Genomic DNA, 6280 nt, shown 5'->3' with positions numbered 1-6280 from the left:
TCCGGTGTGATCCTGCTGACCGACCGCTCGATCAAGCCGAATGATGTGATCGAGGTCGACGATACCTATGGCGTCGTGAAATCGCTCGGGCTTCGCTATGCCTCCGTCATCACGCGCGATGGCAAGGAACACCTGATCCCGAACGAGATGCTGATCACCGACAAGGTGGTCAACTGGTCCTATTCCAACAAGGAAGTGCGCGTGAAGAAGCGCCTGCGCGTCGAATATGAAAGCGATCTGCGCCAGGCCGTCGATCTCGTGGTGGAAGGCGCAAAGGCGACCCCGCGCGTCCTGCATTCGCCCGCCCCTGTCTGCCTTGTCATGGAATTTGGCGACGAGGCGATCGAGCTTGAGGCGCGCTTCTGGATCAATGACCCGGAAAATGGCGTCGCCAATATCGCCTCGCAGGTGCTGCTCAATATCTGGGACAAGTTCAGAGAAGCCGGCATCGATATCCCGCTGCGCCACGAAGACATATTGATCAGCCCCGGATCGACGCTGAAGGTCGAAATGGTGAAGGGCGAGAGCTGACCGCGCGCCGCGCGAACCTCCCGCCCTCCGACCCGATCAGTTCATCGTCAGTTCGTGGAACACGTATTCGCCGACAATTGTGCGGACATCCGGATATGTCTTCGACGTCTCGCGGCTCTCATCCTCATTGGCTTCCCCCCAGGCCGTCATGAAGGCATCATACTTTGCCTTGGACGGGGCAAGATCTGCCATGCTGGCGAATTTGATGACCAGGACCATGTTGAAGTCGCCGCCCTGAGGGAAGGCGCTCGCCATGATCGAATAATCTTCGATATGACCGAGTTCCTTTGCCGCCTCATTTGACGCAACCCACGTCGATTTGAGGCCTTCAAGATAGTAGTCACCCATATTCGCATCGACCTTAACGGTCGTCATCAACCAGACTGCATCGCTGATCTCATAGTCGGTATAGACTTCGAGTTGGGCCGATGCTGGCAAGGCGAGACCCGCGAGGCCAACGGCTAATACCATGTGCTTAAGTCGCATTTAGAAACTCCCATTGTTAATTAAGTGGGAGCGAGAAAGTCAGTATCCACAGAGCAGCTGGCTATAATTACTGGTTAAAATGTATTTAGAGACAAGGAAACAAGCTACTATTATTAGTATTGTTGGCCTGCAATTACCGAATGACTTCCCCCCCACCTAAAAACAGATAACATGAATATTTGGAAAGCGATACAGCTCAGGCGGTCGACCTTGTCCTGAGGTCTCTTTTATTATGTGTTGAGAGTGGAAAACACTTATTCCGGTCCTGCTCCTAATCGTCACCGGCTCAAGCAGTATATTTCGGGAAATCAGAAAAGGAGCCACACATGATTGATATCCGCCGCTTTGATAAGCTGGGCACCTTCCAGAATGAATGGCTGGACGCCCATTACCACTTCTCCTTCTCGCACTATTACGACCCCAAACGTATGGGCCATGGCAAGCTGCGCGTCTGGAATGATGACCGTATCCGCGCGCAGACGGGCTTTCCCCCGCATGGTCACCGCGACATGGAGATCATCACCTATGTCCGCGAAGGCGCGATCACCCACGAGGATTCGATGGGCAATAAGGGCCGCACCGAGGCGGGCGACGTGCAGGTGATGAGCGCCGGCCGCGGCGTCCAGCATTCTGAATGGAACGCCGAGACCGACTCGACCACCCTGTTCCAGATATGGATCGAACCGGCCGAAGCCGGCGGCAATCCAGACTGGGGCGCCCGGCAATTCCCGAAAGGCGACCGGTCGGGCCAATGGGCCGTGCTTGCCAGCGGCCATGGCGAGGACGATGCCCTGCGGATCCGCCAGGACGCGAAGATCCTCGGCGCGACGCTGAAAGAAGGCGAGACGCTGGAATATACCGTTCCGGCCGGCCGCTATGGCTATTTCGTACTCGCAGACGGCAGCGTGGACCTGAATGGAGAGGTACTGAACGCCCGTGATGGCGCAGCTGTCACAGGCGCCGAAACGCTTACATTCAAAGGGCTGAAGGACGCAGAAATCGTCTTCGTCGACACGGTGTAACCCTGTTATTGCCAGATTAACCGGGCCATGCGAGCCTCAATTGCATGGCCCGGTATAAATCCCTTTTCCTGATCCTCGTTGCTCCGCTCGCGCTCGGCGGCTGTATCGTCGGCACCGCTGTTGGCGTTGCCGGAGATGTCGTCGAAGGCGCAGTAAACGTGACAGGCGATGTCGCTGAAGGCGCCGTGAATGCGGTGACCCCTGATGGCGACAAAGACAAGAAAAAGCAGGAAGAGGACTAGGCCCAGCCTTCACCACATGGCTGCGAGCGACTGCAACTCATCTTTCCCGCCGCGCGTTTGTAGTGATACAATCCTGTTATAGGAGGACTGTCATGAAGACCCTTTTTATTGCCGCCGCAACCGCTGCGCTTGTCCCGATGGCCCACGCCGCTGAAATCAATATCGGCTATTCGACCGAGTTTCAGGAAAAGCTGGCCGAGGATTACGGCACGCGCGAGGGCGAGAAGCTTTCCAACGATGTTCGCAAGGACCTCGAGCATGCGTTCAACAAGGCGGGAGTCGATCCTGCGACCGTCTCGGTGACGATCCTGGATGCAAAGCCGAACCGGCCGACCATGCAGCAGATGAGCGATCAGCCCGGCCTTGACGCGATCCGCTCCAAATCGATTGGCGGCATGACGCTCAAGGGCGTCGCCGTTGATGCATCCGGCCAGGTGATCGGCGATGTCGAATATGACTGGTACGAGACGAACATCCAGAATGTCATCGCGTCCAGCGTCTGGGGCGATGCCAACCGGGCCTCCCGCAATTTCGCGAAACGCCTGGCTGAGGACGTGTCCGACTAAGCGCCGATCTTCAGAACGCAATTTTCATTGAGTGACGGCCTTGCCAGGGCGACTTTCGACAGTCCCGGCAGGGCCGTTTTCAATTCATTGGCGACCCAGAGACAGATCCGCTCCAGGGTCGGGACCGACAGCCCGTCAATCTCGTTCAGAAGCTTATGGTCGAGCAGGCCCGCGACGCGGTTCAGCTCTGCGGTCACATGGCTGAAATCCTCAACCCATTCCTCGCCCGGCTTCACCCGGCCGCGCACCGTCGCCTCGAGACGGAAGCTATGGCCATGCAGATTGCGATAGGGATGGCCTTCGGGCTTGCCGCCCATGAAATGGGCCGCCTCGAAGGTCACCGCCTTGGAGATTTCGAACACTTCGCCTGTCGGGCTCAGGGCAGCCCGATCAGTTTGTGGGTTTGTAAGCTCAGTCGCCATTTCGGATACTTCATGCAGTAAGCCGCTGCTGCGGCAATGTTTTCAGGCTGCCTGTTATCATCTTTGGGCTGCAGGAAGAAGTGTCTGAACTGCAGTGCAGCAAAGCGCTCCGGCTGGGCCTCGGCTTCGACCTGCGGATAGACGAGTTTGAGCTCGTCACCTTGTGTCTGGACCAGCGCGGCGTTCGCCTTGGGCGAGACGCAGATCCAGTCGAGGCCTTCCGGTGCTTTGACCGTACCATTGGTCTCGACGCCAACCTCGAAGCCCGCGCCGTGCAGGGCCTCGATCAGTGGCGCGTCGAGCTGCAGGAGCGGCTCACCGCCCGTGCAGACGACATAAGCTGCCTGATCGGACGTCCGTCCATCCTGCTCCCAGAGTGAAGTGATGTGGGAAACCAGCGCGCCGGGCCCGCGAAACTTGCCGCCATTCACCCCGTCCGTGCCGACAAATTCAGTGTCGCAGAACTTGCAGACGGCTGCATCGCGGTCGCGCTCGAGACCGCTCCAGAGATTGCAACCGGCAAAGCGTAGGAAAACGGCCGCGCGGCCTGTCTGCGCGCCCTCCCCCTGCAGTGTCACATAGGCTTCCTTGACCGAATAGGTCTTCACTGGAAGCGCTCCTGCCACTTGCGATAGCCGGCGGCGCGCAGCTCGCAGGCCGGGCATTCGGCGCAGCCATAGCCCCATTCATGCCGGCGCATCCGTTCACCCTTGTAACAGGTGTGGGTGTCTTCCTTGATGATGTCGACCAGGGTCTGTCCGCCAAGATCCATGGCGAGCTGCCAGGTCTCTGCCTTGTCGAGCCACATGAGCGGCGTCTCGATGGTGATCGACTTGTCCATGCCGAGGCCGAGGGCTTTTTGCTGGGCGTCGATCGTCTCGCGGCGGCAGTCGGGATAGCCGGAATAGTCGGTCTCGCACATGCCGCCGATAATGACGCTGATGCCGCGGCGCCATCCGAGGGCGGCGGCCATGGTCAGGAAGATGAGATTGCGGCCGGGCACGAAGGTCGACGGCAGGCCATCCTTTCCGGTGGTGATGTCCTCGTCGCGGGTGAGCGCCGTGTCGCTGATCTCTCCGAGCGCGCCGAGCTGGATAAGATGATCATCACCCAGCCGGTCGGCCCATTGGGGAAATTTCGAGCGGATCGAGGCAAGCACTTTGTCCCGGCATTTGAGCTCGACCTTGTGGCGCTGGCCATAATCGAAGCCGATCGTTTCCACGTGCAGGAAACGTTTCAGCGCGGAGGCCAGACACGTCGTGGAATCCTGCCCGCCGGAGAACAAGACAAGCGCTGAGGTGGGTTTATTCATAGTGGGGCCAGTATCAAAGGTCCTGCCGGTGACCAAGCGAAACCTTCCGTAGGGTCAGCTTCATGTCACCCAAAAATCACGTTAACCCAACAACTCAAAAGCATCGAAGGAAGCAGTTGACAAAGTGTCGCGGCTGTCGCTGTGATAACAGGTGAGGCATTCCCGGACAACGCGGGAAGCCCGTGAGGAAACGTTAAAAGTCGAGCAAAAACAAACAAAGCTCGACATGGGAGGAGATGAAATGATTCCGAAAATAGGTGAAAAGTATCTGATGCTCGCCGGGGTGTCGGCAATCGCTCTTAGCTGGAGCGTCCCGACGGCGGTGGCTCAAGAAGCCGAGGATGCCCAGCGCAAACTCGGCACGGTTCTGGTCACGACCCAGAAAACCGAAGAGTCGATCCAGGATGTTCCGATCGCGGTTTCGGCCTTCGACGAAGAAGCGCTCGACAAGCTGCAACTGGCTGGTGGTCCCGACCTCGTGAAATCGATCCCGAACGTGAACTTCACCAAGGGCAACTTTACGGGCTACAACTTCCGGATCCGCGGGATCGGTGTTGACGCCGTCTCAACCTCCGCTGACGCCGGCGTGGGTGTTCACCAGAACGACGTGCCGCTAACCTCGAACGCTCTGTTCGAAGCCGAATTCTACGATGTGGAACGGGTCGAGGTCCTGCGCGGTCCGCAAGGCACGCTCTACGGCCGGAACGCAACCGGCGGTGTGTTCAACCTGATTACCGCAAAGCCTGTTCTCGAGGAGTTCCAGGCCGACGCGAAACTCACCTATGGCAATTACAATACGATCAAGGCCAAGGGCATGATCAACGTGCCACTGGGGGATCAGGCAGCCTTCCGCCTCGCCGGATCGCTGCTGCAGCGCGACGGCTATGTGGACAACATCACCACTGGCAATGACGTCGATGACCGCGACCTCTATTCGATCCGCGCCTCTTTCGCCTGGGAGCCGACAGACCGGCTCCGCACCTTCCTCAGCTATGAGCACTTCGAGGAAGACGACAATCGCATCCGGTCCGGCAAGCAGTTCTGTGCCAAGGATCCGATCAAGACGTCCTATGCTGGCATCCCGATCACGGCCTTTGATCAGCTGATCACCTCGCAAGGCTGTGTGGAAGCGCGTCTGTCCGATCCCGCTTCGCTCGGCGGCGTCAATACGGCCGGTACGCTCGGCGGCCAGTACGGCTTTATCTCCGGTACGGTCGGCGGTATCGATCCGCTGACAGGCAATGCAACGGGCCTTGACGCAAATACGAGCGGCATCAGCCCCGGCCTGCGCACGACCGAAAGCTATTTCGACCCCACTTATGAAGGTTCACAGGACCTGTTCACCTGGAAGGCCGAATTTGATCTCACCGATAGCCTGCTGCTGACCTATCTCGGCAGCTATAACGAAAACGAGGTCATCTCTCAGGAAGACTATAACGAATATGCCGCTGACGTGCCGTTCAACACGACGGTCGGCCCGTTCATTGGCCTGGTCGATCCGGCCCTCGCGCCGCTCTATGGGCTGCTCTTCCCGGGCGGCGTTGTGCAGGATCCACAGCTCGGTGCGTTCAACTTCCCGGTCGCTGCCGACATTTCAGGCGCCTATTCGGAGCAGACAACGCACGAAATTCGCCTGCAGTCTGATTTTGACGGCCCGTTCAACTTCAATCTCGGTGCGATTTCAGTCGACTTCGAGACC

The 6280-nt window shown here is 58.5% G+C and carries 9 protein-coding genes; 5 read left to right on the top strand and 4 right to left on the bottom strand.

Going from position 1 to position 6280, the window contains the following annotated elements:
* Positions 1-531: mechanosensitive ion channel family protein (locus tag WA989_RS12170; protein WP_424340763.1), on the top strand; the 531-nt coding region annotated here is incomplete at its 5' end.
* Positions 532-567: 36 nt separating this feature from the next.
* On the opposite strand, the gene WA989_RS12165 is transcribed toward WA989_RS12170, so the two are convergent.
* Entirely contained in the window at positions 568-1017 is a 450-nt protein-coding gene (locus WA989_RS12165; RefSeq protein WP_424340762.1) for a hypothetical protein, read from the bottom strand.
* A 326-nt stretch (positions 1018-1343) separates the two neighbouring features.
* Between WA989_RS12165 and WA989_RS12160 the strand changes: the two genes are divergently transcribed.
* From WA989_RS12160 to WA989_RS12150, 3 genes are all read left to right on the top strand, one after another.
* The gene (locus tag WA989_RS12160) at positions 1344-2039 is read left to right on the top strand and encodes a pirin family protein (protein ID WP_424340761.1); all 696 of its coding nucleotides are present in this window, start codon (positions 1344-1346) and stop codon (positions 2037-2039) included.
* A 44-nt stretch (positions 2040-2083) separates the two neighbouring features.
* A complete protein-coding gene (locus WA989_RS12155) occupies positions 2084-2281 on the top strand; it encodes an NF038104 family lipoprotein (protein WP_424340760.1) in 198 nt (65 codons plus the stop codon).
* Between the two features lie 92 nt (positions 2282-2373).
* Entirely contained in the window at positions 2374-2847 is a 474-nt protein-coding gene (locus WA989_RS12150; protein WP_424340759.1) for a hypothetical protein, read from the top strand.
* Here the strand turns inward: WA989_RS12150 and WA989_RS12145 are convergent.
* From WA989_RS12145 to queC, 3 genes are read right to left on the bottom strand one after another with little or no spacing between them, the layout of a single operon-like run.
* Positions 2844-3269 carry a 6-carboxytetrahydropterin synthase gene (locus WA989_RS12145; RefSeq protein ID WP_424340758.1) on the bottom strand — a complete coding sequence of 142 codons (426 nt, stop codon included), beginning with the start codon at positions 3267-3269 and terminating at the stop codon, positions 2844-2846. The two genes, WA989_RS12150 and WA989_RS12145, sit on opposite strands and share 4 nt — an antisense overlap.
* Complete coding sequence (queE, locus tag WA989_RS12140; protein ID WP_424340757.1) at positions 3224-3877, bottom strand: 7-carboxy-7-deazaguanine synthase; 654 nt, start codon at positions 3875-3877, stop codon at positions 3224-3226. Before queE ends, WA989_RS12145 begins: the two co-directional genes overlap by 46 nt.
* Entirely contained in the window at positions 3874-4581 is a 708-nt protein-coding gene (queC, locus tag WA989_RS12135; RefSeq protein ID WP_424340756.1) for a 7-cyano-7-deazaguanine synthase QueC, read from the bottom strand. Before queC ends, queE begins: the two co-directional genes overlap by 4 nt.
* A gap of 241 nt (positions 4582-4822) precedes the next feature.
* On the opposite strand from queC, the gene WA989_RS12130 reads away from it, so the two are divergent.
* Positions 4823-6280, top strand: a 1458-nt coding sequence (locus WA989_RS12130) for a TonB-dependent receptor plug domain-containing protein (RefSeq protein WP_424340755.1), incomplete at its 3' end; no start/stop codon positions are given.

Origin of the sequence: Henriciella sp., from assembly GCF_049649345.1 — a bacterium.
In the GTDB taxonomy this organism is placed as follows: Bacteria; Pseudomonadota; Alphaproteobacteria; order Caulobacterales; family Hyphomonadaceae; genus Henriciella.
Note: the sequence above shows the minus strand (reverse complement) of the source record. Positions and strands in the feature narration are given on the sequence as shown.